A 24707-nucleotide genomic window follows, 5' to 3' on the forward strand; every position below is an offset into this window, starting at 1 on the left:
TGTCGGCCCGTGTGGACATCCGACAGCGATCCGGCGGGGACGTTGTGCGATCCCTACCGTCGGGTCAGCGACGCGGCGGCAGGCGCCGTCGACCGGCGTTCGACTCGGACATCGCGCCGAGGATGAGCGCCGACTGCACGATCAGGGCGTCACGCGCGTGGGTGGCGTCCCACCCGATGACGTCGGCGACGCGGCGGAGCCGGTAGCGCACGGTGTTCGGGTGCACGAACAGCTCGCGCGCCGTCGCCTCGAGCGACCGGCCGGTGTCGAGGTAGCACCAGAGCGTCTGCAGGAGCTCGGTCGACTGGTCCTTGAGGGGGACGTAGATGCGCTGCACCAGTGCCGACCGAGCGAGCGGGTCACCCGCCAGGGCCCGCTCCGGCAGCAGGTCGTCGGCGAGTGCCGGACGGGGAGCACCGCGCCACGCACGTGCGACGGCGAACCCGGCGAGGGCGCCCTTCGCGCTGGTCGAGGCGTCGACGACCCCGGGGACCTCGTTGCCGAGCACCAGGTGCCCCTCGCCGAACGACGGTTCGAGGGCCTGGGCGATGGCGGTGAAGGACACCGGCTCCTCGCCCTCGGGGACGTCGTCACGCGGGGTGGCCCGCCCGATGACGACCACGAGCCGAGAGCCCTGCACGCCGATGAGCACGTCGGCGTCCATGTGGCGCGCGGTGCGGCGGATCTGGTCGACCTCGAGCTGCTTCGGTGCGTTCCCGACGAGCACCGCGACCTCGCCGTGGCCGTGCCAGCCGAGCGCGGCGATGCGGGAGGGCAGCTCGTCGTCGTACTCGCCCGACAGGATCGAGTCGACGACCAGTGCCTCGAGCCGGGCGTCCCACAGGCCGCGGGCCTCGGCGGCGCGGGCGTAGACGTCGGCCGCTGCGAAGGCGATGTCCCGCGAGTACTTCAGGATCGCTTCCTGGAGCATCTCGTCGTCCTTCGCGCGCTCCTCGACCACGGTCACCACGACGCGGATGAGCTGCAGCGTCTGCTGCAGGCTCACCGAACGCAGGAGCTCACGCGGGGCGGACCCGAAGACGTCGGCGGCGGCGATCCACGGGGTCGACGCGGTGCCCTCGAGCCAGGAGATGAACGAGGTGATCCCCGCCTGGGCGACGAGGCCCACGGCGGACCGGCGCCCCGGGGGCATCTCGCTGTACCAGGGCAGGGTGTCCTCGAGCCGCTTGATCGTGGCGGTCGAGAGTTCGCCCGACACCTGCCGGAGCCAGGAGAGCGCGCGTTCGCGGTCCCTCTCCTGGCCCACGGCAGCGTCGGTGCGGGGTGTGCTCACCGGCGGATCAGGCCTCTCCGCCCGCGCTGCCGGTCGTGCCGGCGTTGACGTCGTGCAGGCGGTACTTGTCGATCGCCTGCTGGACGACGGCGTGGTCGACCTTGCCCTGCTTCGCGAGCTGCTGCAGCGTGCGCACCACGACGGACGGACCGTCGATGTGGAAGAAGCGGCGTGCCGCCGGACGGGTGTCCGAGAAGCCGAAGCCGTCGGCACCGAGCGTCGCGAAGTCGGTCGGGACGAACGGACGGATCTGCTCCTGCACGGCGTGCATGAAGTCGCTCACCGCCACGACCGGCCCCTCGGTGCCGAGCAGGCGCTCGGTCACGTACGGGGTGCGCGGCTGCTCGTTCGGGTTGAGGAACGCCTGCTGCTCGGCGTCGAGACCGTCACGGGTGAGTTCGCCCCAGCTCGTGACGCTCCAGACGTCGGCGGACACGCCCCAGTCCTCGGCGAGGAGCTGCTGCGCCTCGAGGATCCACGGCACCGCCACGCCGGACGCGAGCAGCTGGGCCTTCGGGCCGTCGTGCTCGCTCGGCTTGAGCAGGTACATGCCCTTGACGATGCCGTCGACGTCGACGCCCTCGGGCTCGGCGGGCTGCACGAGTGGCTCGTTGTAGACCGTCAGGTAGTACATGACGTTCGGGTCGTCGTGGGACGGCGAGCCGTCCTCGTTCGTCCCGTACATGCGCTCGAGGCCGGACCGGACGATGTGCCCGATCTCGTAGCCGTAGGCCGGGTCGTAGGACACGACCGCCGGGTTCGTCGCCGCGAGGAGCGGCGAGTGACCGTCGGCGTGCTGCAGGCCCTCGCCGGTCAGCGTGGTGCGCCCTGCGGTGGCACCGATCATGAAGCCGCGGACCATCTGGTCACCGGCGGCCCAGATCGCGTCGCCGGTGCGCTGGAACCCGAACTGCGAGTAGAAGACGTAGACCGGGATGAGCGGTTCGCCCTGCGTCGAGTACGAGGACCCGACGGCGGTGAAGGCCGCGAGGGCGCCCGCCTCGTTGATGCCGACGTGGATGATCTGGCCCTGCGGGCTCTCCTTGTAGGCCAGGAGCAGCTCGCGGTCGACCGACGTGTAGTGCTGGCCGTTCGGGTTGTAGATCTTCGCGGTCGGGAAGTACGCGTCCATGCCGAACGTGCGCGCCTCGTCCGGGATGATCGGCACCACGCGGTTGCCGAAGTCCGGGGAGCGGAGCAGGTCCTTCAGCAGGCGGGCGAACGCCATGGTCGTGGCGACCTCCTGCTTGCCGGAGCCCTTCTTCACGACCTGGTACTTCGACTCCTCCGGCAGCGTGAACTGCGTGTACTTCGTCCGACGCTCCGGCACGTACCCGCCGAGCTCGCGGCGACGCTCGTGCATGTACTGGATCGCCTCGTCGTCGTGACCGGGGTGGTAGTACGGCGGGGTGTAGGGGTCCTCGTCGAGCTGTGCGTCGGAGATCGGGATGCGCATCTCGTCGCGGAACTGCTTGAGGTTGTCGAGCGTGAGCTTCTTCATCTGGTGGGTCGCGTTGCGCCCCTCGAAGCTCGGGCCGAGGCCGTAGCCCTTGACCGTCTTCGCCAGGATGACCGTCGGCTGGCCCTTGTGCTCGGTCGCGGCCTTGAACGCGGCGTAGACCTTGCGGTAGTCGTGCCCGCCGCGCTTGAGGTTCCAGATCTGGTCGTCCGTGTAGCCCTCGACGAGCTCGAGCGCCTTCGGGTCGCGCCCGAAGAAGTTCTCGCGGACGTAGGCGCCGTTCTCGGCCTTGTAGGTCTGGTAGTCGCCGTCCGGCGTCGCGTTCATCAGGTTGAGGAGCGCGCCCTCGGTGTCGCGGGCGAGCAGGTCGTCCCACTCGCGGCCCCAGACGACCTTGATGACGTTCCAGCCCGCGCCGCGGAAGAACGCCTCGAGCTCCTGGATGATCTTGCCGTTGCCGCGGACGGGTCCGTCGAGGCGCTGGAGGTTGCAGTTGATGACGAAGTTCAGGTTGTCGAGCCCGTCGTTCGCCGCGACCTGCAGCTGCCCGCGCGACTCGACCTCGTCCATCTCGCCGTCGCCGAGGAACGCCCAGACCTGCTGGTCGGAGGCGTCCTTGATGCCGCGGTTGGACAGGTACTTGGCCTGCTGGGCCTGGTAGATCGCGTTGATCGGGCCGATGCCCATCGACACGGTCGGGAACTGCCAGAAGTGCGGCATGAGGCGCGGGTGCGGGTAGGACGACAGTCCACCGCCCGCGTGCGACTTCTCCTGGCGGAAGCCGTCGAGCTGGTCCTCGCTGAGGCGGCCCTCCATGTAGGCGCGGGCGTACATGCCGGGGGAGGCGTGGCCCTGGAAGAAGACCTGGTCACCGCCGGACGGGTGGTCCTGCGCGCGGAAGAAGTGGTTGTAGCCGACCTCGTACATCGCGGCGCTCGACGCGTACGTCGAGATGTGCCCACCGACCGCGACGCCGGGGCGCTGGGCGCGGTGCACCGTGATCGCGGCGTTCCACCGGATCCACCGGCGGTAGCGGCGCTCGAGTTCCTCGTCACCGGGGAACTCCGGCTCGTCCTCGGGCGCGATCGTGTTGACGTAGTCGGTCGTCGGGACCATCGGCACGCCGAGGTGCAGCTCGTTCGAGCGCTTCAGCAGGCTCTGCATGATCTCGCGGGCCCGCTGGTGGCCGTGCGTCGCGACGAGTCCGTCGAGCGACTCACGCCACTCTGCGGTCTCCTCCGGGTCCTGGTCGGTCCCTGCGGTGCTGCGCGGGTCCTGGTCGTTCACCGTCACCCTTGACCTCGTTCGTTCTCGTGGTGGTGGACATGGGGGCCACCGATGGTCGGGTCACGACCGGTCGGAGCCCACACCACCTTAGGCCCCACGACCGACGCCTTCGCTGATGGTGTCGTGCAGGTGGTACTTGCGTCCTGGTGCGGTCGGCGTACGATTGCCGATCGTGCACGGACGACCCGCACGTGCGCACGCGACACGGGCACACCCCACGCCCGAGGAAGAAGCAGCGCACCGATGGCCCTGGAGATCGGCTCCCTCGCGCCGGACTTCGAGCTCCCGAACCAGTTCGGCGAGCACGTCCGCCTCAGCGACTTCCGTGGCGTCCGCCCGGTCGCCCTCGTCTTCTTCCCGCTGGCGTTCTCGTCCGGCTGCACGAACGAGCTCTGCACCCTGCAGGACAACATCGCGATGTTCGAGGACCAGCGGGTCGAGCTGATCGGCATCTCCGTCGACTCGAAGGCCACGCTCCGCTCGTTCGCCGAGACGCACGGCTACGACTTCGAGCTGCTCGCCGACTTCTGGCCGCACGGCGCGGTGTCGAAGGAGTACGGCGTGTTCCTCGACAAGAAGGGCTTCGCGACCCGCGCGACGTTCGTCATCGACGTGCACGGTCGCATCAAGGCGTCGATCATCACCGAGCCCGGGCTGCAGCGCGACGTCGCCGAGTACCGCGAGGCGCTCGACCGTCTCGCCGCGTGCACCGCGCCGGTCCCGGTCGCCTGACCGTCCCCGCGAGCCCCTACGCACCCTGGCCGGTGACCGACGCGGCCGCCGCGTGGTCGCTCCGGAGCACCACGGTGCCCACCAGCAGCGGGCCCGTGGTGGTGCACCACCGTCCCGGTGCCGACCCGGTGCTGCTGCTCCACGGCGTGGCGGGGTCGTGGACGACCTGGACGCCGTTGCTGGCCGCCGCCGGTGGTGTCGGCGCGCGGGGTCTCGTGCTCGTCGACCTGCCCGGGTGGGGGTCCTCGCCGGCGCCCGCGGGGCCGTTCACCGTGGACGACGGCGTCCGCGTGCTGCTGGAGGTCCTCGACGCCCTCGCCGTGGGGTCGGTCGACGTCGTCGGGCACTCGATGGGCGCGTTCGTCGCGCTCCACCTCGCCGTGGTCGCTCCCGAGCGCGTCGGGTCGCTCGGGCTCGTGTCGGGCACGACGATCGCGACCGTGCGGGCCTCCGGCCGACCCTGGCGTGCGCTCGCGTCCCTCCCCGCGTTCACGCTGCTGCGGGCCGGGCTCCTCGTGACGGGTCGTCGGGCGAGGGCGATCCTCCGTGGCACCGCCCGCGTCGGACTCCTGCCGCTCGTCGCCGCACCCGTGTTCGCGCACGTCCGTCGACTGGACCCGAGTGTCCTCGACGCCTTCGTCGACGAGTTCCGGCCCGAGCGCTTCACGGCTGCCGCCCGGGACGCCGCCGGCTACGACGTCGACCGCTGGCGCTCGGTCGGCTGCCCGGTGGCTGCGGTGCTCGGCCGCGGGGACGTCTTCGCCCGGGTGTCCGACCTCGACGACCTGCGCGGCCTGGTGCCGGGAGCCCGGACGGCCGTGCTCGACGACTGCGGGCACTTCGCACACGTCGAGCACCCCGGTGCCGTGGCGGCGTTCCTCGGACTCACCTCCGCACCGGCCTGACGGGTCGGGCCGTTCCGCAGCGGTCGTCCGACGGCGCCGCGCCCCCAGCGCGGCCGTGCGAGCGCGGCCCCGCTCAGCCCGCCACTGCCCCGGCGGGGAACGTCTCCGCGATGCGGGACCGCACCTCGGTCACCACCGCGCGTCGCATCGCCGGCGAGAACAGCGCGTGGTCGCCGTCCGGGACCTCCACGACCGAGACCTTCGCACCCCAGCGGCGGACGGCGCGACGGCCGCCGTACCGCTCGAAGCGTTCGATGTCCTCCGGCGCCGCGACCACGACGACGTCCGTGCCGTGCTCGACGATCGGGCCGAGGTGGCCGACGACGCCGCCGAGCGCCCCGCGGCGGGCGATCGCGTCGCGGACCCGCGCCGGGACGAGGCGGTTGTAGGGAGCGCGGAGCGCGCGACGGAGCCGGGACGCGTCGGCCACCGCCTGCGCGGACCCGGCGTACGAGCCCGGAGCCGCGGGCGTGCGGCGGTAGTCGTTCGGACTGATCTCCACCACGAGCCGCGGGTGCTCGTCAACCGCGCGGCCGGCGAGCCACGCACCGGCGCACATGCCGACGATGGCGAGCCGCTCGGAGGGGACCCGCAACGCCGCGACCACCTCGTGCTGGTCGTCGACCCACTCCTGCGCGAACAGGAAGGCGTCCTCGTCGGCGCGCACGTCCGAGCTCTCCCCGGTACCCCGCCGGTCGACGCGCACGACGCGGGCGCCGTCACGGGCCAGCGTCCGCGCGAGGGCGACCTGGTAGTCGACGGCGCCGGTCCGGTGCTCGGCGCCGCCGTTGTGGAGCAGCACCACCGGGGCGTCCTCGTCCTGGGCGGAGGACACGGTCTCGACGGCGAAGAGCCCGTCCGGGCCGATGCGGAGCACCCGCTCGGACACGCGGTCGTCGACGTCCAGCACCTCGTCGAGCGCGGGCGGGGTCGTCGGAGCAGCGGTGGCGGGTGCCCAGGCGTCCAGCCGACCGACCACGGTCTCGACGGCGTCCGCCGGGATCCGGGCGTCGATGCTCGTGCCGTCGAGGAGCTCGGCGGTGCCGTCCACCTCGAGGACCTCGACCGGGCCGAGTCCGCGCGGCGGGACGGCACCAGGGCGGACGACGGCGACCGTCGTCGCGGAGCGTGGCGCGTACGCCAGGGCGCCGACGACGGCGGTCTCGGCGGGTCCGAGGTCGATGCCCACGAGCGACTCGACCCCGTCCACGATCCGGTCGGGGCCGATCGTGATCGTCGCGAGTGCCCGCTGCCGTCGCAGCCAGGCCCGTCCGGACGCCGGGGCGTCCCAGACGACCAGGGCGTCGTCGTCACCGACGGCGGCGAATGCGACCAGGGCTGCCGAGGCGAGACCCACGAACGCGATGCGCTCGACCCCCGACCGGCGCAGCACCGCCGCGGCGGCGCGAGCGGACCGGACCTGCGCGTCGGGGTCGCCGTCGTCCGCGGAGTCCCCACGTCCGGACGGGTCGTAGCGCACCGAGGCCACGCCACGGGCCTCCAGGCCGTCCGCCAGCAGCCGCAGCGTGCGGTAGGCGATGACGCCCTCCTGCCCGAGCGGCGGGCAGAGGACCACGCCGGCGCGTGCGGTCGGCGGGAGCTGCACGGCGAGGCGCAGCGCTGGCGACCCCGACCAGCCGTGGTGGGTGGTCACAGCGCCAGGGCCGCGCGGACGTCGGTCGTCCAGCGGTCCGGGTCGGTGCCGTGCGCGGCGAACAGGGCGATCGTGATGCGCTCGAGGCCGAACGCGGTGCAGGCGCTGTGGGCCACCTCGCCGTCGGCGGTGCGGAGACCGAACGACGTGCCGAAGTGGTCCTCGTGCAGGTTCGCCGACGAGATCGCCGTCGCCTCGTGCTCGGGCCCGTACACGGGGGTGACGAACTCGTACTTCAGCGACTGCTCGACCTGGTTCCGGGCGAGCATCTGGCCCACCCGACCGAAGAACGGGTCGTTCGCCGGGACGACGTCGATCGCCAGGCCGAAGGACTCGAGCAGGGCGCGCATGCCCGGGATGCGGCCGTCGCGGTGCGCCTTCGCCGACTCGGGGGTGCCGACGTGCACGAACTCGTGCATGTGGAAGGCCTGCAGTCGCATCGGGTCGAGCGAGGGCTCGCGGCGGAACGAGTCGCCGACGATGTCGAACATCCGACCACCGGCCGGCACCGTGTCGCCGATCAGCCCGTACAGCGGGTGGCAGACGGCCGGGGTCAGCATGAGGTCGGCGGGCTCGAGGAACGACTCCCAGCGCTCGCCGCGACCCCGGGCGGCCAGCAGTGCGCGGTGCGTCCGGTCGTCGCCGGTGAAGCCGGAGATCGACGCGGCGAGGTCCGGGAACGACGCGATGTAGTCCGTCCGCTCGAACGCGGCGAGCGGCTCGACCGGCGGGAAGCGCAGGACCTCGGCGTCGAGGTCGGCCTGGCTCCGCACGACGGCGGCGTCGACCGCGCCGTACACGCGCTCGAAGACGCCGGTGCGGCCGTAGAGCCCGGGGGAGCCGAGGTCGACGAGGACCCGGTCGGTGAGCAGACGTCCGCGCAGGTCGGCGCGCGCGGCGTCGAGGTCGGACGTGGTGGTGTGGTCGGTGATGGTCACAGGAGTGCTCCGCTCATGAGTGCCAGTGCGGCGTCGTTCTGCAGGAGCCGGTCGTTGCTCACCATGACGGCGGCTCCGTGGGCGTCCCGGAGGTGTCGGGCGATGCTCAGCGGCCCGGTCGCGGCGAACCCGGCGATGCCGACGATGCGCATCGCGGTCGTCACGATGTCGACGACCCGCTCCGATGCGGCGATCTTCAGGGCGTTGGCGGCGAGTGCGTACGCGGGGGAGCCGAGCACCGTCGCGTCGTCGGCGGACCGGTCGAAGCGCTCCGCGGCGTGACGGACCGCGTCCGCGAGGGTCTGCAGCTCCACCAGGAGCTCGGCGAGCCGGAGGGCTCCCGGAGGGGTCGTCCCGACCGCGGCCCGCGCCTGCTTCCGCACGGCCTGCCGGGCGCGTTCGGCGGCGCCGGCGGCGATGCCGGTCCAGACCGACGCCCACAGCACGTGCGAGACCGGCAGGACCGTCTGCGCCGAGATCGTCGCGTAGTCGTCGCGGAGCACCCGGTCCTCGTGGGTGTCGGCGTCGAGCACCCAGCCGTTGCTGCAGGTGCCGCGGAGACCGAGGGTGTCCCAGGTCGAGGTCTGCGTGAGGGTCGTGTCCTCGGGCAGGCAGACGACGAGACGCTGGTCCGAGGGCGCGGCGTCGGGGTCGCGACGGGCGGTGACGAACACCGCGTCGGCCTCGGTCGCGTAGGAGATGACGGGCGCCTCCTTGTGCAGGTGGATGCGACCAGCGGTGGAGACCTCGATGGCGCAGGTGCTCCGGCGCGCGTCGCCACCGATGCCCTTCTCGGTCGTCGAGGACGCCACGAGCGCTCCGGCCAGGACGGCCTCGGTCATCGCGGTGACACCGAGGCCGACGCCGCCGTGCCGCCAGAGCGCCATCGCCTGTCCGTGGTGCATCGCGAAGACCATCCCGGTCGCGGCGCACGCCCGCCCGAGGGCCGTGGCGATCGTCGACAGCTCGGCGAGGGCAGCTCCCTCGCCGCCGAGTGCGGTCGGGACGGCGGCCGCCAGGAGGCCGTGCTCCTTCATCGCCGCGATCGCCTCGCGGGGCGGACGGGCGTCGCGGTCGACCTCGTCGGCGTGCCGGGCGGCGACCTCGGCGACGAGTGCGGCGCGGAGGGCGAAGCGGTCGACGGGCGTGGTCGCTCCGGTCGTGTCCGGGCCGACGGGGACCGACGGGTCGTCCAGGACGGGGGTGCTCACGCTGCTGCCTCCGCGGCGGCCGCGATCGACTCGATCGTGGCGAAGGTCGAGCGGTGCAGCACGGCGTCGTGGAACTCCACGTCGAGCTCGTTCTCCACCGCGAGCATCACGTTCACGGTGGCGTGCGAGGTCAGGCCGAGCGCGTACAGGTCGGCGATCGAGGCGATGTCGGACGCGTCGACGGTGAGGTGTCCGTGGTCGGCGAGGGCCCGTCGGACGGCCTGCTCGGCGCCGGGCGCGGCGAGGGCGACGGGGGCGGGTGCGGAGGTCGGGTCCTGGTGCATGCGAGCAACGATAGGGAGCATGCGGGCCCGGAAAACCGCCGTGCACGTGCGTGATCCCGCACGTGCGCCGCAAGGAACGCGGGACCGGGTCGGTCAGCGTCGGGACAGCGCCACGGCGGTCGCCAGCGCCAGCCCCCGTTCGTGTGACAACGACACCGCGACCGGTCCGCAGCCGACCGCCGCGGCGAGCTCGGCGGCGCGGCCGGAGAGCTCGACGACCGGGGCGCCGGCGGCGTCCAGCACCACCGCGACGTCCGTCGGGGGGACCGCGTCGCCCGGCGCGGGTCGCAGCAGCTTCAGCACGGCCTCCTTGCCGGCGAAGCGGGCGGCCAGACGCTCGGGGTCGTCACCGCAGTCGGCGCGCTCGCGGTCGGTGAACACCCGCGACAGGTAGCGCTCGCCGTGTGCGGCGATGCCCGCGACGACGTCCTCGACCGCCGCGAGGTCGGTACCGGTCCGGATCGTCGTCACGGGTGCAGCGTACGGCTCGCAGCCACGCGGTGGCACCACGGCGTCGCCGCGTGGCCGCGAGCCGCCCCCGACCCCGGTGACGACCCCCGTCAGCGGTACTGCGGCGGCCAGTCGAACGGCGCCGGCAGGTGCGGCACCTCGCCGATCGTGGTGACGACGAGCACGACCTCGCGACGGTTCGTCAACGCGATCGACCGCGGGTTGCCGAGGTACCGGTGTCCGTCGACCCAGGTCGTCAGCTCCCCGTGCAGCCCGCCGACGTGCCCCGCGCCGAGCGAGACGTCCCACTCGTCGAAGAACTGCCCGAGTGTGAACGTCTGCCGGGTCGGCGACTCGACGTGCAGGATGCCGGAGGTGTCGTGGGTGTGGAGCTCGGCGGCGAACCGCTCCCGCGACGAGTGCCCGACGTCGCCCGGGACCGTCACCGGTGTCGAGCCGTCCAGGATCGTCAGGTGCGTGTGCACGTGCTCGGCGAGCGGTTCGCCCCAGACGTTCCGCAGGCCCGCCGCTTCGGCGCGCGTCTGCAGGTCGGTCGGTGCCGGCCAGGGAGGCGCGGTGCGGGTCGTCCCCGCCGCCGGCGCCGTGCAGAGGGCGAGCAGGAGGACGGCCAGCGCCGCGACGAGCGTGACGACGACGCTCCGGGGCGCCGTCCGCGCACCGCCCGTCCGCGGGGCCCGGCCGGTTCGCGTGCCGGGCCGGCGGCTCACCACCGGTCGTGCACGGTGGCGCGGAACCACCGGTCGTAGAGCTCGTGCACCGTGCTGTCGAGGGCGCCGAGGTCGAGTGCGCCGCCGTCGACCAGGTCCGGTGCTCCGGCGTTCGAGCGGGCCTGCTCGGGGTTCCTGGCGCCCGGGATGGCGGCGGTGACTCCGTCCTGCGCGACGATCCACGCGAGCGCCGCCTGCGGGACCGAGATGCCCTCGGGCAGCGCCGCCGCGAACGCCCGGGCGGCCTGCACGCCGTCCGCGAAGTCGACGCCGCTGAACGTCTCGCCCTGGTCGAAGGCCTCGCCGTGACGGTTGTAGTTGCGGTGGTCGCCCTCGCTGAACGTGGTCTCGGTCGTGTACTTCCCGGAGAGCAGTCCCGATGCCAACGGCACGCGCGCGAGGATCCCGACCCCTGCCTCTCGTGCGGCCGGCAGCACGCGGTCCAGCGGCTTGAGCCGGAACGCGTTGAGGATGACCTGCACGCTCGCGACGTGCGGGCGGGCGATCGCGGTGAGCGCCTGGTCCGCGGTCTCGACGGAGACGCCGTACGCGGCGACCGACCCGTCGGCGACGAGGGCGTCGAGGGCGTCGTACACGGCGTCGTCCTCGAAGACCGCGGTCGGCGGGCAGTGCAGCTGCACGAGGTCGAGGGTGTCCTGCCGGAGGTTGCGCCGGGAGCGGTCGACCCACTCGCGGAAGTTGGCCGCGACGTAGTTCGCGGGGACCTGGTCGGCGCGTCGACCCATCTTGGTCGTCACGGTGAGCGGCACGCCGGGGTTGGCCTGTCGCCATGCCCCGATGAGCTGCTCGCTGCGACCGTCGCCGTACACGTCGGCGGTGTCGAAGAGGGTGACGCCGGACTCGACCGAGGCGTCCATCACGGCGGCGGCGTCCTGCTCGCTGACGGGACCCCAGTCACCGCCGAACTGCCAGGTGCCGAGGCCGACGACGGACACGGAGCGGCCGGTGCGGCCGAGGGTGCGACTCTGCATGCGGACGAGCGTAGTCACGGCAGCCGCGGACGTCCCGTGACGATCCCCGCGGCGCAGGGCCGGCTCAGGACTCGGTCGGTCGGGACTCCGTCGGGTACGGCTCGGTCGCGACGCCGCGGCGGAGCAGTGCCCGCGCTGCGCGGGCGCGGGGGACGACCCAGAGCGCGGACCACGCGCCGATCCCGACCCAGAGCGCGACGAGCAACCCCGTCAGGAGCGGGCCGTGCTGGTCCGCCATCGAGAGCGTCATCGCGGTCCAGAGCACGCAGAGGACGATCTTGCCCCAACCGGCGCCCTCGCGGTCGGCCTGCGCCTGCAGCGCCGGGACCCACTCGTCGGCCGTGACCCCCGGCGGCACACGCTGTTCCGCGACCCATCGCTGCACGGCCGCCGATCGCTCGTAGCCGCCGGCGGCTCGCCAGGCCCGCAGCTGCGTCCAGACGCCGATGGCCGCACCGGCGATCCCCGCGGGCACACCGACCCCGACGAGCAGCGCCGTCGTGGTCGTCAGCCAGGACGACGCGACGAGCACCGCGAGCACCACGCCGAAGGCCGCGCCGGCCACGGCGCTGCCGAGGAGCCGCAGCCGCCCGGACTCGTCCACCACACCGACACCGTCCACGAGGACGACGCTACCCGCGACGGACGACCGTCCGCTGCGAGCGCGCGGGGTGCCCGGTGGGGCATGATCGACCGGTGTCCTCCCTGAACCCGACCGCCGTGTACCGCGCCGCCCGTGACGAACTGCTCGCGGTCCTCGACGAGCACGACACCGAGCGTGCCGAGGCCGCCCGACGTGCGTTCCGCTGGCCCGACCTCGGCCGGACCTTCAACTGGGCGACCGACTGGTTCGACGTGGTCGCCCGCGGCAACGACCGCGTGGCGCTGTGGATCGTCGACGAGGACGGCGGCTCGCGCACGACGTACGCCGAGATGGCCGCCCGCTCCGACCGGCTCGCGGTCCGCCTGGACCGGCTCGGGGTCCGGAAGGGCGACCACGTGCTCCTGATGCTCGGCAACCAGCTCGAGCTGTGGGAGACGATGCTGGCGGTGATGAAGCTCGGCGCGGTCATCCTGCCGACCTCGACCATGCTCGACACCGCCGACCTGCAGGACCGCATCGACCGCGGCGGCGTCGCGCACGTCGTCACGAACCACGGGGAGACGCCGAAGTTCGACGGGGTGACGGGTGCTCCGTCGCGCATCGTGGTCGGGGGAGCGGTCGACGGTTGGACGTCCTACCCGGACGACCTCGGTACCCCGGCGCCGGCGGACGAGGTGCGGCCCGTGGTCACCACGAGCACCGACGACCCCTGCCTGGTGTACTTCACGTCGGGCACCACCTCGCGGCCGAAGATGGTCGTGCACACGCAGGCGTCGTACCCGGTCGGCCACCTCAGCACGATGCACTGGCTCGGACTCCGGCCCGGCGACGTGCACCTGGCCATCAGTTCACCCGGGTGGGGCAAGCACGCCTGGAGCTGCTTCTTCGCGCCGTGGATCGCCGAGGCGACCGTCTTCGTGTACGACACGCCGCGCTTCGACCCGGCAGGGCTCCTCGCGCAGCTCGACGAGGCCGGCGTCGACACGTTCTGCGCGCCGCCGACCGCCTGGCGGATGCTCCTGCAGTCCGACCTCGGACCGAGGCCGCGCGCGCTGCGCGAGGTGGTGTCCGCGGGCGAGCCGCTCAACCCCGAGGTGATCGCCCGTGTCCAGGCGGCCTGGGGCCTGACGATCCGCGACGGCTACGGCCAGACCGAGACGACGGCGATCATCGGCAACGTGCCCGGTGGGGCGATGACACCCGGGGCGATGGGTCGTCCGCTGCCCGGGGTGGCCGTGACGCTGCTCGACCCGCTGTCCGGGCGCGTCGGGGACGAGGGCGAGGTCTGCCTCGACCTGACCGAGCGGCCGACGAACCTGATGGCCGGGTACCTCGGCGACCCGGAGCGCACCGCCGACGCGATGCGGGACGGCTTCTTCCACACCGGCGACATCGCGGTCCGCGACGCGGACGGGCAGCTGACCTTCATCGGCCGGACCGACGACGTCTTCAAGTCCTCCGACTACAAGGTGTCGCCGTTCGAGGTCGAGAGCGCCCTGCTGCAGCACGACGCCGTGGCCGAGAGCGCCGTCGTCCCCGCACCGGACGACGCACGGCTGAACGTCGTGAAGGCCTACGTCACGCTCGCGGCCGGGTGGGAGCCGACGGCCGAGACCGCTCGTGCGGTGCTCGAGCACGCACGGGTCGCGCTCCCGGCGTACGCCCGGGTCCGCCGGGTCGAGTTCGGGCAGCTGCCGAAGACGATCTCGGGCAAGATCCGACGGGTCGAGCTCCGCGAGCGCGAGGAGTCCGCGGCGTCGGGCGGTGTGTCGGTCGAGGGGGAGTGGCGGGACGACCAGTTCCCGGAGCTCCGTTCGGTGGGACGGGCTCAGGCGACGCGGAAGAAGTCGCCGTAGGTCGGCTCGGGCGGGACGTCGCCGTGCGTGCGGTGGTGCACGAGGGCGTCGATCTCGTCGGGGTGCCGCAGGCCGCGGCGGTGCCACTCGTGGGGGTGGCGCTGGAGTTCGCGGAGGTCGTTCGCGGTGCGCACCGTGCTCACGCCCCGAGGGTGACGACGGTGACGGCAGCGGTGGCGACGGTCACGGCGACGATGCCGAGGCTGGTCGCCAGGGTGGCGAGGACCCGTCCACGGGCTGCCTCCCGGACCTCGGAGAACTGCGAGTGCGTCGCGTCGATGGTGCTCATGGCCGGCCCTTCCCGTGCTGTGGGTCGCCGCCGATCGGCGACTGGGGCCAGCTTGCTCCGATTTCTCTAGTTTGTCTAACTACCGAAGTGGATGCGTACGCATATCGGCCATCGCACCCGGGCGGGCGGCGCCGTCGGCCTCGTCCGCGGGTGAGTCGGCGCCCATCGCGTCGATCACCTCGGCGAAGAACGCCTGCATCTCGACCACCGTCTGCGGCGACAGCCGGTCGGCCGCGGCGATCATCCGGGCGTGCACGTCGGTGAGTTCGGACCGGACCTCGTCGTCGCTGTGCACGGTCGCGACCAGCAGGGCGCCGCGGCCGTCCGCCGGGTCCGGCCGGCGTTCGGCGTGCCCGCTGGCGACGAGTCGCTTGACGACGGCCGTGGTCGACGCCGACGTGATCCCGAGGTGCGCGGTCAGGTCGCCCGGCCGCACCGCGCGGCCCTGCTCCGCGGCGCGCAGCAGGAAGCGGACCGCCTCCATGTCGGTCGCGTTCATCCCCATCGACCGGCGCTTGCGCTCGCGCATCGCGACCTCGGCGGCGCGGTAGCGCCGCATCGCGGTGAGCAGTTCGACACCGGTCCTCGCCGGCCGGTCCGGGTACCAGTACCCGGACGTCCCGTGCGTGCCGTCCTCGGTCATCGCAGCCTCCTCACCTCGTCCGCCCGACAGTACCGAGCCGGTCCGGGCGCGCGGGGAGCAGCGGGGTACGTGACGAGGGTCGGCGACCCACGACACCGGTCTCGAGCGGACCACCCGGCGGACGGGAGGCGCGAGGCGGGTCGGCCACGGGCCTCCCGTCCGGCACGCACCGGCTCACTGCCGCGGAGCGGCTCGTCCCGCAGCGGTCTCGTCCCGACGCGCGGACGAGGACCGGGTGCGGCGGCCGATCCGTGACCCGAACACAGACCGGCCGCCCGTGCCGTGGTGCCTGACCCGCACCACGACGTCTCGATTGAACACGATCCTGCTGTGAGCGCAAGCCCACAGCCGCTGCGCGCAGTGCGTGCAGCCGACGTCCAGACACGCGGTCGCCGGGGCGCGCCGGAGATCGCGCGTCCGGACCGAGGAGGCCCGAGCGCCGTAGGCTCCGTGAGGAGAACTCGTCACGGGAGACGGAAGGCCGGCATGACCAGCACCACCACCAGCAGCCACCCCGCACCCGGCGCCGCACACGGCGCCCGGACGACCCAGGCCACCGCCTCCGTCGCCGCGATCCTCGCCGAGTCCGCGGCGCGGTTCCCGGACGACGTCGCGGTCGTCGTGGGGGACCAGCGGACCACGTACGCCGAGCTGTGGCAGCAGACCCTCGCCTACGCCGGCGGCCTCCGCGCGCGCGGTGTGCGTGAGGGCGACCGCGTCGCGATGCTCGTGCCGAACGTCGCCGACTTCCCGCGCGTCTACTACGCCGTCCTCGCGCTCGGCGCGGTGGTCGTGCCGGTGCACGCGCTGCTCAAGCGCGGGGAGATCGAGTTCGTGCTCCGCGACAGCGACGCCCGACTGCTCGTCTGCGCAGCCCCCCTGCTCGGCGAGGGTGGCGCCGGGGCGACAGCCGCCGGCGTCGACGTGCTCAGCGTGCTCGCCCCGGCGGACGCCGAGGGAGCTCCGGACCGACTCGAGACCGTCGCCGCGACGAGCGAACCGCTCGACACCTACGTCCCGCGCCACCCGTTCGACACCGCCACGATCCTGTACACGAGCGGGACGACCGGGAAGCCCAAGGGCGCCGAGGGCTCCCACTTCGCCCTGCTCGAACAGGTCAACACGTGCCTGCTCACGACCTTCGACATGCGTCGGGGTGACGTCCTGCTCGGTGCGCTGCCGCTCTTCCACACCTTCGGGCAGACCTGCACCATGAACACCGGGTTCCGCGCCGGCGCGACGATCGTCATGCTGCCGAGGTTCGACGGCGACGCCGCACTCGCGGCCATGGTCGAGCACGACACGGCGATCTTCATGGGCGTCCCGACGATGTACATCGCGCTGCTCGACGCCGCGACCCGGTCCGAGGCCCGACCGCACCTGCGGTACGCGATCTCCGGCGGGGCATCGCTGCCGCTCGCCGTGCTCGAACGGTTCCAGCAGGTGTTCGACGCGCCGGTCCACGAGGGGTACGGGCTCACCGAGACCTCGCCGGTGGCGTCGTTCAACCACGTCGGGGCCACCCCGCGCCCGGGCACCATCGGGACGCCGATCTGGGGTGTCGACATCGAGATCGCCGACCCCGAGGTCACGGACCGCACCGTCCTGCTGCCGCGCGGCGAGATCGGCGAGCTGGTGATCCGCGGCCACAACCTGATGAACGGCTACCTGAACCGACCCGAGGCCACGGCCGAGGCGATCGTCGACGGGTGGTTCCGCACGGGCGACCTCGGGCGGAAGGACGACGACGGGTACCTCACCATCGTCGACCGCACGAAGGACATGATCATCCGCAACGGCTACAACGTGTACCCCCGGCAGGTGGAGGAGGTCCTCGCCGCCCACCCGGACGTCACGATGGCCGCCGTGTTCGGGATCCCGCACGAGGTGCACGGGCAGGAGGTCGCCGCGGCGGTCGTGCTCCGTCAGGGCGCCGAGGTGACCTCGGAGGAGCTGATCCGCTTCGTCGCCGACGAGATCGCCGTGTACAAGTACCCGCGGGTCGTGCACGTGGTGGACGCCCTGCCCCTGGGGCCGAGCGGGAAGGTGCTCAAGCGGGAGCTCGTCGAGCGGTTCGGCTGAGCGCCCCGCGGCGGGGTCGTCGGTCCGGAGCGCGGCTCGCGCTCCGGACCGGTCGCGATCGTGCTCGCGGCCGACCGTCGCCGACGTCAGCGGGCGCGTGGACCGGGCGCCGCCCGGCGGCGGCGTTGCTCGTCAGCCGTGGCCACGACGAGGAACACCGCCCCGATCACCGCAGGACCGTGGACAGGGTGTTCCCACCGAGCGTCTAGGATCGACTCCAGGGGCCTTTAGCTCAGCTGGTAGAGCGCCACGTTTACACCGTGGATGTCGTCGGTTCGATCCCGGCAGGGCCCACCAGAAAAACCCAGTTCAGGCCCCACCATGCGGAAATAATGTGTGGCCGACGGGAGGAGAATCCGGGCAGCTGCCGGTGAGCTGCCGGTGTCTAACCTGGGAGCTGGGGGATTGAGGTGTGCGCGCCGCGGTTGACGCTGGGAGAAGCATGCACGCCGCTCGGCCCGCTTGAAGTGGTGCCTGAGATTGTGCCGCGATCGTGCCCTCCAATGACTGCACGCTGATGGCCTCTTCGCAGCGACGCTGTGCCAAGCCAGGGGTAGCGAAGAGTCGCCGAACTTGGAGTGTAAGTCGGGCGAGTACGTCGACAATCGAGTTCCATGACGGTGAGCCGCGTCATACAGGCGGTCTACTGGCTAGACCTTGGTCCAATCCCGGCCCTATCGAATTTCACCGTGCAAGCCGCGCTAAGGTCAGGTTCGACAGATGATGCATCGGAGCGGCGCCCCTTGCGTTGACCCTACAACCTCCAGAATCTAGGCATGCTCTCCCTCGTTCTCTCCATCTATGCGGCTTTGGTTGCGACCTTCGCGCTGCTGTTCAACTACTTCAAAGAGCCAGTGCCGCTTATGCACGTGATCCGTAACGATGTGTCGGCCGAGTACGGAAAGCCCTACTGGTCGCTGTATTTCCGTAACCTCGGGGCAGGGTCAGCGCGGCACGTCAAGGTACGAACTCGACAGGGCAAGGCCCGATGGACGCCCTGGACGAGCCTCGCTCCGGTCTTGGATGCCAAGAGTGAGGTCGGCCACAGGGTGCCACTTACTGAAGAGGAGTACGCCGCGTTAGCGTCGGAGCCAGCTCGTTCGTCTTGGCGAGTGCAGTTCCGCTGGACGCAAGGCCCCGTCTCCTTCGTTGGCCAGCGCCGGCTCACTGTTCGTCCCGACCACTACTGGACTCGTGAACAGTCAGACGCTTGGGGTTAGCTGCTGACCGCTGGCTTCTTCCTGCCGTGCCTGTCGGGACCGTGAACGGCGGCGTCCAATCTTGGCTCGCCAAAAACTGATCTAGTGGCAGTGTCATCGCCTTTACCATCTCGGGATGTTCGTGAATGTCTTTGATTCGGTGACCGATCATGTAAAGCGTCGGCACCTTGGTATCAGGCCAAGCGATGTCGCGACGCACTGCCACGAGAAGATCAGCCATGAGTCGCATCGTCACCAAGTTCGGCGGATTCAAGTTGGCTGAAGTGCGCCACCGGTAAAATGTCTCGATCACTTCGTCCGAACCCCAAACCGTCACGAAGCCCTGAAAGTTCGTAATGACGTCTTCCATACCGGCCAGAGCGGCCGCGCTCCGATTCGGAGTGAGAAGGTCGTTTAGCGTTGTGAGGAAGGGCTGATACAGCTCGAACTTTTTCTGCGCTGTGCGCTCCTCAAGCGCTCTAAGACGTGCAGCCTCCGCCTCTGCGTGTTGCGCTCTGCCCGCGGCCCGCGACGCCAGAATGCTGGAGATCACGGCGACGGCGACGGGGACGGCAAGGGTGACGATTTGCAGCCATAGAGGAAGTGTCATGCGTGGGAGTCTTGCATCGACCGCCGTCGATCGGCATCACGACCGCGCCGTCCGGGGCGCCGGTAGGCCTCTGGTCGATCAGGTCAGCAGCAGGTTTGCCATCGCGCTGTCTTCCCCAGTGAAGAAGAGCCTCTAGGTCCACCGAACACCCCTCAAAGCAAGCACCCTCAGTCCAGTGGCTGAGGGTGCTTGTATTGAGGGGACTTACGAAAAGATCGGGCATGCTCGAGGATCTACGCGTACCTGTCGTTAGTCGCCGTCCGGATCAGCGCCTACGACCTCACCTACGACGTGCAGTAACAGCAGCGGCAACTCCAAAACCGAGGCCAGCTAGACCGACCAGCATTCCTCCGTTGTAAATCAATCCTGCAGCGAAGTTAACGCCCCCACCGGGAGGACTCAGTATGGTCCATACAGAGCCGATTGCAGTTGCAACGAAACCGACCGCAAGAAGAACGATTGCAGCAACGACTACCCCTGGCATTCTCATCAGTTATTACGTCCGTTTCCCTTATAGAAGGCCCAGCCAGCGCCACGAACAGCGGTGTAGTAGCCACCAGCGACACCAGCACAAGAGTTTCGCGTAGCACCCTTGGGGTAAGCCTTGTTGCAAGCATACGTAAGGTTACCGAGGAACGCGACGTCGCAGGTCAGGCGGTTAATCTTCTTCTTATTGCCATAGCAGATGTCGTGGGCGTCGCAAGCGGGCCTGAACTTCGCCTTACCCCACGTGTCGGGCGAATAGCTACAACCGTTGGGTGCAGCGAAAGTGGTCATCTCCCCACTCGCGGTCGGCTCGGGGTCGGTGGCGTCAGGAACGTCCTCCCCCTCGTTCGCGACTCGGAACGACCAATCTGCGGTCTGAATATCGCCTCGTTCGTCCCATGCGGTGGCAGCCGAAACTTTCGCCTTCCATGAGTAGGAGTGCCCTCGGGGAAGGTCGTAAAGGCCGAGCGGGACGTTACCAGTAGTGGTCGCCTGCGTGACGCCGGTTGTCAGGTCGCGGAGCTCATAAGCGATCGCAGCATCGCCAGGTAGGAGCCCTGACTGGGGAAGCGGGTAAAGGGAAACCACTTCCGGGTTCACCACTGCCCCGTTCGCAAGACTTGGCTGTAATGCCTCGTTCTGCCACTGACCAACCCCAAATTCGTAGGCCACGGAGGGCGCCAACCCCGTGCTGCTGGACAGTTCTGCACGCAGCTTCACTAGCCCAGACAAGGGTGGAGTCGTGAAGGTGAACGAGGACGTCGTAGTGTCATTCAGTGAATAAGACTCGAGCGGAAGGTCGTTCAGGTACACGTCGACCGTTTGCCCAGCCTCGACTGCAGCAGGCGCGCTTACAGTGCAAGACGCCGCAATATCATCGCTTCCCGTGGTAGCGGTCCATGTTCCAGCCCCGAACGGAGCGGCGCAAGTCAGACGAGGGGCTTGAGGATTGCTGTACCAGCCTTGGACGTCGAAAACGTAGTCGGTCGGGTCAGCGACACTGTTGATTGCGACCTTGCCGTTCGCGCCGAGCGGTACCGTAATGGTGTTCGTGCGGATCGTAGTCTCGTCGAAATTGATCGACGTCGTGTTCGGGCGGGTTGTGCCGTCTGCCCACACCGTCGCATTGCCGGCACCAGCGGTCGACTTCAGCGAGGTGAGCGAGAGGACAACGGCCTTGATACCAGAGCCCATGACGGGGACGCCTGCTTTGCCGGCGATCTGGATGGAACGGGTTTCGTTCTTTCCCATGACTGTGTTGCCGCTGGAGCGGGTGTCGTACGCACGGCCAGCACCGGGAGTGAAGACGGCGCCTCCCTTCCCAGCGGCGGTGAAGTAACCCTGGGTGTCGACGACGAGGTCGGTGGTGCTGTTGTTGTTGTAGATGGTGATCTTGCCGTCAGCGGAGAGCTTGACCTGCGCCTGCATCGAGGTCGGCACGTTGCCGGCGTAGTTGAAGGAGTTCGACGGACGGGTGTCGCCCGTGGCGTACGGGGTGAGGTACCCGACGGAGGCGGTGCGGTTGACGGCGATCATGTTGATGATCGCGCCGGAAGCACCCTTCGGGATGCCGCCGCGTCCGGAGACCTGCAGGTCGACACGCTCGCCGGCGCCGATGGTCTGCTGTGGGAAGCCGAGCCCGGAGCGGGTGTCAGCGATGCGCGAGCCGTTCAGCGGGACGAAGCCGCCGGCGGCAGTACCGTCGTCGCTGGCGGTGTAGTAGCCCTGCACGTCGAGGATGAGCCGGATGCTGGTCTCGGCCTGCACCTGAATCGTGCCGTCGGGATTCACCGCGAGGACAGCGGAGAACGAGGTGTTTTGCTCGCTCTCACCACCGTAGATACCCATGAGCGTCGTCTTCGCGGCTGCGTTCGGGCGCCCGTAGAGGATGCCCTGATGCGAGATGCTCGCCGCGGTCGCAACGACGGATACAGCTCCAACGGAACCGTCGTCCGGGACGCCGTTCTTGCCGGTCACCTGGACGGTGCGCCAGCCCTTGGCAGGCATCGGGGTGTCGAAGCCGCCGATGTTTCTCCCCGTGTCGAGGAAGCGTCCGGTTGCCGGGACGAATACGCCGCCGGTTCCGGTGTCGTTGAGGGCTTGCGCTGGCGTTGCGACCAGCAGCGAGCCAAGGATTGCGAGCGCGCTCAGGGTTGCGGCAGCGATGCTGCGCTTCCTCTGGCGCGGCCTGTGCAGCAGCGTGCGCACGAGACCCCCTAGGTCAGCTGACAGCACGGGTTGCCGTCAGTTCGCGAAGGCTAGAAGAAGTCTGAATACCGGCACAGGTCCCCCGAAGAGGGGCTCGCCAGAAAAATCCCAGTTCAGAGGTAATAGTTCCGGAATGGGCTGAGCGTTCTCTCAGTCTATGTCAACCTGCGAGCTGATGATCCCAGCCAGTCGGCTAGCGCCAAATGGCTAGCGCCGAACAGCTGTCCAGTTGGAGCTCTGGGCTGATCGAACGCAAGAGAGGGTGGGGCATTCTCACGCAAGTCAGCGTGAACAGCCACAACGCCGCGACGCGCCGGGGGGCCGCAGGGTCCGTTTTGGGTCCTAAAACGATGCGCAGGAAGGGCACATCAAGGGCGTAGCGACGCGAACGCTACGATGCTCCACACCAGCCAGAACCGCGGAACGACGCGGATCAAGGGCACAAGGACGCGCACCATCGCAAGGCCTGACCCGGTACCAGTGGGTTCCAGATTCAAGACCCACGAGCCCGCAAGGAGTGACGACCCATCGTGTCCGGGTCACAGCCGGCGGGTTCGACAACATTGATGTTGAAGTAAGCGCCGAAGCCGATGCCGGCGATCGAGCCTCTCTTCCACGCGAGACCTAGGCTCTTCTCATGATCAACGCCGCATACGCGCTGTACGACATCTTCCTTGAGTGGCGCGAGGCGGCCGCAGCCGGCGTGGTCGCAAATGACGCCCGAGGCTGGAACGCTGACCCGATGGTTGCGACTACAAAGATGCTCGAGACCAGCGCTCTGCTCACGGCTATCGATCGTGCGCTCAGCGAGATGGAGGCGGACGGTCTCAACGTCTACGTCTCGAGGGAGTCGTTCCCGCAATGGGGCCGCATGGCGGCCAATGCGGGGACCACTTGGGGTCAGCAGTCCGACCCTGGCGCGGCATTCCCTTCAGCAGCGATGGGGCAGCTGCAGATGCTGGGCACCCTCATTGAAGCGACCAAGGGGAGGATCGCGCCGGGCGGACTCGACCGGCTCAGTGCCGTCGTCGACGAAGCGATTGGCCTCCTTGAGGAAGACCAGACCATCAGCGCGGAGCTTCGCTACTACTTGGTGAAGCTGGTGCGCGAGATTCGCGATGCGATGGAGGATGAGACGCTCGCTGGGGGCTTCGACTATGCGAGCGCTGCTGAGCGGCTCTGGGTTGCCATGCAGGCTGCAGCCGGACAGGCGGACGAGGAGCGTAGTCCCCGATGGCGGGACGCCGCGGCCAAGCTGATTGTCCCTGCGGTCACGGGTGCCATCACACACGCGGCCACTCTCGGCTATGACGGTGTCGCAGCGGCGCTCGGACAGCTCGGCCAGTAGTTCCGAGGTGGGCGCCTGTCGTCTCGGCCGGAAGCATCAGCAGCTGCTCGGCGGCGGACCTTTACGTGCACGGCGCGACACACGTTAGCGGTTTGCCGCGGGGGGGGGGAGTACGCCGTGCTCGCGCCGCCTGCCGAGCGTCGCCAGGCAGCCGCCGTTTCATTGGGCGGCGATATCGGCGGCCGAGGCGGTAGCGGTGCGTGTCGTCGGCGTAGGGGAGGCCGGCGCCACGGCGGGGAACTCGAGGACGACCGGCACAAGCTGCCGGTGTGCTGCCGGTGACCACGCGCAGCCGGGTGCTTTTGTTCGCAGTTGTCCGCAAGCTACTTCCGCGCCATCACTGGGAAGCGCTGCGTATCGCTGCGGACGTTTGCGCGGTCCGCCACGTTTACACCGTGGATGTCGTCGGTTCGATCCCGGCAGGGCCCACGCAGTCGCTCAGCGACGCGCGCGCAGGGTCTCGCTCGGCAGCTCCCCGAACCGCTTCGCGTAGGCGGAGGAGAACCGCCCGGCGTGTGCGAACCCCCACCGTCGTGCGGTGTCCGCCACGGTCGTCTCGCCCACCGAGTGGTACCGGAGCTCCGTCCGGATCCGGTCGAAGCGGATCCCGCGGAGCATCGAGTTCGGTGACATCCCGACCTGCCGCTGGAAGCCCTGCTGGAGCCCGCGGACACTGAGCCCGACGTGTTCGGCGACGTCGGTCGTGGTGATCGGGACGTCGGCGTTGGCGTGCATGTACTCGATCGCCTGCTGCACCCGGCCCCGTGCGCCGACGGGCACCGGCGCGGCCGGCGCGAGGGTCGTGTGCGGGAAGGTCCGGAGCATCGCCAGCGCGGTGCGCCGGGTGGCCTCGGCCATCGCGAGCGGGGACAGCGGCGTGGCACCGAGGACGACCTGCGCGGAGGCCCGCAGCTCGGCGTTCCACGTCCGGACGTCCTCCCGTCGGGGCAGCGCGGCGTGGTCGAACACGAGCGGCGCCGGCTCCGTGCCGTGCAGCTCGGCGGCGGTGCGCTCGAGCGTGCGGCGGTCGAACTGCACCACGTTCTGCCGGACGTCGGCGAGGTCGAAGCGGTACGGGCGCTCGCTCGGGAACACGATCGGGCGTCCGGGCGCGAGCGCCACCTCGTCGCGGTCGATGTCCAGCAGTCCGCCGCCGTCGCTGACCCACGTCACGAAGTAGTGGCTCGTCGCGTCGACCTCGCCGGCCATCCGACCGTCGAAGCGCTTCGAGTCCAGCGACATCCCCTCGCCACCGACCGATCGGAACCGGTAGCCGAAGTCCCGCTCGGTCCGCTCGGGCAGGAACCCGGCGGCACCGTACGCCGACTCGAACACCGCTCGGGCCGCGTCGAGGTCGTCGCCGGACGCCTCGACGACGTGACGGACGTCGGGTTCGGCGGTGGTCATGATCCGATGCTGACACGTCCGGCTGAGCCTCGCGCGCGCGT

21 protein-coding genes and 2 tRNA genes are annotated in these 24707 nt (G+C 70.3%); 7 read left to right on the forward strand and 16 right to left on the reverse strand.

Translation table 11 applies throughout. From position 1 onward, the window contains the following. Positions 1 to 64 precede the first annotated feature (64 nt). Positions 65 to 1267, reverse strand: coding sequence for a PucR family transcriptional regulator (locus NI26_RS06795; protein WP_200884165.1), 1203 nt, complete (start codon positions 1265 to 1267; stop codon positions 65 to 67). Positions 1268 to 1301: 34 nt separating this feature from the next. Further along, the gene (aceE, locus tag NI26_RS06800; RefSeq protein ID WP_066653932.1) at positions 1302 to 4046 is read right to left on the reverse strand and encodes a pyruvate dehydrogenase (acetyl-transferring), homodimeric type; all 2745 of its coding nucleotides are present in this window, start codon (positions 4044 to 4046) and stop codon (positions 1302 to 1304) included. Between the two features lie 237 nt (positions 4047 to 4283). Between aceE and NI26_RS06805 the strand changes: the two genes are divergently transcribed. Together NI26_RS06805 and NI26_RS06810 are read left to right on the forward strand one after the other, a co-directional pair. Beyond that, positions 4284 to 4772, forward strand: a complete 489-nt coding sequence (locus NI26_RS06805) for a peroxiredoxin (RefSeq protein WP_066653934.1) — start codon at positions 4284 to 4286, stop codon at positions 4770 to 4772. A gap of 32 nt (positions 4773 to 4804) precedes the next feature. Next, positions 4805 to 5677, forward strand: coding sequence for an alpha/beta fold hydrolase (locus NI26_RS06810; RefSeq protein ID WP_235426572.1), 873 nt, complete (start codon positions 4805 to 4807; stop codon positions 5675 to 5677). 73 nt (positions 5678 to 5750) lie between these two features. On the opposite strand, the gene NI26_RS06815 is transcribed toward NI26_RS06810, so the two are convergent. The 8 genes from NI26_RS06815 to NI26_RS06850 form a co-directional block, all read right to left on the reverse strand. Then, positions 5751 to 7331 (reverse strand): alpha/beta hydrolase, encoded by a 1581-nt coding sequence (locus NI26_RS06815; protein ID WP_066653938.1) that lies wholly within the window; start codon positions 7329 to 7331, stop codon positions 5751 to 5753. After that, entirely contained in the window at positions 7328 to 8269 is a 942-nt protein-coding gene (locus NI26_RS06820; protein WP_066653939.1) for an amino acid--[acyl-carrier-protein] ligase, read from the reverse strand. Before NI26_RS06820 ends, NI26_RS06815 begins: the two co-directional genes overlap by 4 nt. Beyond that, positions 8266 to 9480 (reverse strand): acyl-CoA dehydrogenase family protein, encoded by a 1215-nt coding sequence (locus tag NI26_RS06825; RefSeq protein WP_200884141.1) that lies wholly within the window; start codon positions 9478 to 9480, stop codon positions 8266 to 8268. The genes NI26_RS06820 and NI26_RS06825 overlap by 4 nt, the downstream gene beginning before the upstream one ends. Further along, positions 9477 to 9764, reverse strand: coding sequence for an acyl carrier protein (locus tag NI26_RS06830; protein ID WP_066653940.1), 288 nt, complete (start codon positions 9762 to 9764; stop codon positions 9477 to 9479). The genes NI26_RS06825 and NI26_RS06830 overlap by 4 nt, the downstream gene beginning before the upstream one ends. A gap of 93 nt (positions 9765 to 9857) precedes the next feature. Continuing rightward, the gene (locus NI26_RS16840) at positions 9858 to 10235 is read right to left on the reverse strand and encodes a holo-ACP synthase (protein WP_081984813.1); all 378 of its coding nucleotides are present in this window, start codon (positions 10233 to 10235) and stop codon (positions 9858 to 9860) included. Positions 10236 to 10324: 89 nt separating this feature from the next. After that, positions 10325 to 10942, reverse strand: a complete 618-nt coding sequence (locus NI26_RS16845; protein ID WP_158407744.1) for a hypothetical protein — start codon at positions 10940 to 10942, stop codon at positions 10325 to 10327. Then, positions 10939 to 11934 (reverse strand): aldo/keto reductase, encoded by a 996-nt coding sequence (locus tag NI26_RS06845; protein WP_066653943.1) that lies wholly within the window; start codon positions 11932 to 11934, stop codon positions 10939 to 10941. Before NI26_RS06845 ends, NI26_RS16845 begins: the two co-directional genes overlap by 4 nt. Before the next feature lie 64 nt (positions 11935 to 11998). Further along, positions 11999 to 12556 (reverse strand): hypothetical protein, encoded by a 558-nt coding sequence (locus tag NI26_RS06850; protein WP_066653945.1) that lies wholly within the window; start codon positions 12554 to 12556, stop codon positions 11999 to 12001. An 83-nt stretch (positions 12557 to 12639) separates the two neighbouring features. Between NI26_RS06850 and NI26_RS06855 the strand changes: the two genes are divergently transcribed. Next, positions 12640 to 14394 carry an AMP-binding protein gene (locus tag NI26_RS06855; protein ID WP_066658117.1) on the forward strand — a complete coding sequence of 585 codons (1755 nt, stop codon included), beginning with the start codon at positions 12640 to 12642 and terminating at the stop codon, positions 14392 to 14394. Here NI26_RS06855 and NI26_RS16850 read toward each other — a convergent pair. From NI26_RS16850 to NI26_RS06860, 3 genes are all read right to left on the reverse strand, one after another. Next, the gene (locus tag NI26_RS16850; RefSeq protein ID WP_158407745.1) at positions 14367 to 14537 is read right to left on the reverse strand and encodes a hypothetical protein; all 171 of its coding nucleotides are present in this window, start codon (positions 14535 to 14537) and stop codon (positions 14367 to 14369) included. The two genes, NI26_RS06855 and NI26_RS16850, sit on opposite strands and share 28 nt — an antisense overlap. Beyond that, the gene (locus NI26_RS16855) at positions 14534 to 14683 is read right to left on the reverse strand and encodes a hypothetical protein (protein WP_158407746.1); all 150 of its coding nucleotides are present in this window, start codon (positions 14681 to 14683) and stop codon (positions 14534 to 14536) included. The genes NI26_RS16850 and NI26_RS16855 overlap by 4 nt, the downstream gene beginning before the upstream one ends. Positions 14684 to 14762: 79 nt before the next feature. Beyond that, a complete protein-coding gene (locus tag NI26_RS06860; RefSeq protein ID WP_066653947.1) occupies positions 14763 to 15326 on the reverse strand; it encodes a MarR family winged helix-turn-helix transcriptional regulator in 564 nt (187 codons plus the stop codon). Positions 15327 to 15812: 486 nt separating this feature from the next. Here NI26_RS06860 and NI26_RS06865 point away from each other — a divergent pair, with 486 nt between their 5' ends. Continuing rightward, the gene (locus tag NI26_RS06865; RefSeq protein ID WP_081984815.1) at positions 15813 to 17408 is read left to right on the forward strand and encodes a long-chain-fatty-acid--CoA ligase; all 1596 of its coding nucleotides are present in this window, start codon (positions 15813 to 15815) and stop codon (positions 17406 to 17408) included. A gap of 221 nt (positions 17409 to 17629) precedes the next feature. Then, positions 17630 to 17705: transfer RNA gene (locus tag NI26_RS06870), tRNA-Val, on the forward strand. Between the two features lie 867 nt (positions 17706 to 18572). Here NI26_RS06870 and NI26_RS16490 read toward each other — a convergent pair. Together NI26_RS16490 and NI26_RS06875 are read right to left on the reverse strand one after the other, a co-directional pair. Further along, positions 18573 to 19217, reverse strand: coding sequence for a hypothetical protein (locus NI26_RS16490; RefSeq protein ID WP_144411285.1), 645 nt, complete (start codon positions 19215 to 19217; stop codon positions 18573 to 18575). Positions 19218 to 19706: 489 nt separating this feature from the next. Continuing rightward, on the reverse strand, positions 19707 to 21911 hold the full coding sequence (locus NI26_RS06875; protein ID WP_066653949.1) for a phospholipase A2: 2205 nt from the start codon (positions 21909 to 21911) through the stop codon (positions 19707 to 19709). Between the two features lie 637 nt (positions 21912 to 22548). On the opposite strand from NI26_RS06875, the gene NI26_RS06880 reads away from it, so the two are divergent. Next, positions 22549 to 23259 (forward strand): hypothetical protein, encoded by a 711-nt coding sequence (locus tag NI26_RS06880; RefSeq protein ID WP_066653951.1) that lies wholly within the window; start codon positions 22549 to 22551, stop codon positions 23257 to 23259. A 342-nt stretch (positions 23260 to 23601) separates the two neighbouring features. After that, positions 23602 to 23688, forward strand: a tRNA-Val gene (locus NI26_RS06885). 9 nt (positions 23689 to 23697) lie between these two features. On the opposite strand, the gene NI26_RS06890 is transcribed toward NI26_RS06885, so the two are convergent. After that, complete coding sequence (locus tag NI26_RS06890; protein ID WP_066653953.1) at positions 23698 to 24666, reverse strand: helix-turn-helix transcriptional regulator; 969 nt, start codon at positions 24664 to 24666, stop codon at positions 23698 to 23700. Between the last annotated feature and the right edge of the window lie 41 nt (positions 24667 to 24707).

Source organism: Curtobacterium sp. MR_MD2014 (genome assembly GCF_000772085.1).
Classification (GTDB): Bacteria; Actinomycetota; Actinomycetes; order Actinomycetales; family Microbacteriaceae; genus Curtobacterium.